We start from the raw sequence: 1,200 nt of genomic DNA, 5'->3' as shown, positions 1-1,200 counted from the left end.
CTTATTAAGAGTCTGATACTTTCCTTTTTCGACCGGCGCGGTAACCACATTAGCTGACCCGCTGGCGGTGATATTTTTCAGACCGTCAAACGGCAATGTGACACTGCCATCCTCTGATTTAATAACGTATGACGGCTTCAGGAGGCTGGTCATAATAGAGAGCGGCGACCCGCCCCCTATCGCATTAAAAATACTGGCGGCATTAAGTGATGCAAAGCTCATGATCACCTCCCCATTGTATCGAATGAGACATTCATTCCGGCGCGGGATGCTTGTTCCTGTATGGAGTTTGAGAGGGCGTCAACAGATTCAGGCTGGCTGTTTATTTCCATGTTGTTGACGTAAAACTGTGGCTGAGGCTGCGATTGCCCTGATGACTGGATCACCTGATGAACCTTTGACGCCTCCAAATTAAGGCTGCTGAAGTATTCACCCAGCTTGTACACAGATTCAATTGACTCCTGATTAAGCGCAGTTTTATCCCCGTTAATGAATCTCCGGGTTGCACCTGCGCCACCTGCATATGCAAAAAGAGCATCAGCTACGTTGCCATCAAACTGCTTTAACAACTTGCTCATCAATATTTCAGCTGAAGCCCTAGCTTTTTCGGGATCAAGCCTATCGTCAATTCCGTTCGAAGGGTCTACTTTAAGACCGTTATCTCTTGCCGTACCAATTACCATCTGGAAAGCACCAGTGGCTGAGGATTTCGGATTTTTAGCCAGAGGATTACCGCGTGACTCTCGCCATGCCACCGCATCAGCCATTCTGGACAGGGATATAATTCCAGCGTCAGTTTCTATCGGATTTTCAATACTTCCGTCTTCATTGAAATACTCAGTGGTCTGATACTTGTATGTTTCGCCACTTTTAAGTTTAACTCCGGGCCCTAACCGTCCGCCGATAATATCTTTTCCTGCTGACTCTGCCGGTGCAGCAGCTGGCGCTTTGGGTTGCTTATCAAGCACAATGTTAAAATTGCCTCCGCGAGAAAAATCACTTAACGCCCCCCCTTTTTGCGTATGTGTTTTAGCAAACTCCTCACCGATAGCGTCCGGGATATTACTCAGCCTTTGCAGGCTTGTGTCGATGTTTTTAAGTTGCTCTGCCTGTGAGTAGTTTCCGCGCTTATCCATTTCGGCGCGTTCTTCAGCAGTGTAATCTGTCATGTATTGGTCATACTCACCCTGAGTTATGGGT

The 1,200-nt window shown here is 47.3% G+C and carries 1 protein-coding gene and 1 pseudogene; both read right to left on the bottom strand.

Annotated elements, in window-relative coordinates; translation table 11 throughout:
* Positions 1 to 222: pseudogene (locus N7387_RS21230) on the bottom strand (hypothetical protein); the annotation flags it as partial.
* Positions 223 to 224: 2 nt separating this feature from the next.
* Positions 225 to 1,200: transglycosylase SLT domain-containing protein (locus N7387_RS21225; protein WP_279800949.1), on the bottom strand; the 976-nt coding region annotated here is incomplete at its 5' end.

The sequence above is a fragment of the Morganella sp. GD04133 genome, from assembly GCF_029835375.1.
Taxonomy (GTDB): domain Bacteria; phylum Pseudomonadota; class Gammaproteobacteria; order Enterobacterales; family Enterobacteriaceae; genus Morganella; species Morganella morganii_B.
Note: the sequence above shows the minus strand (reverse complement) of the source record. Positions and strands in the feature narration are given on the sequence as shown.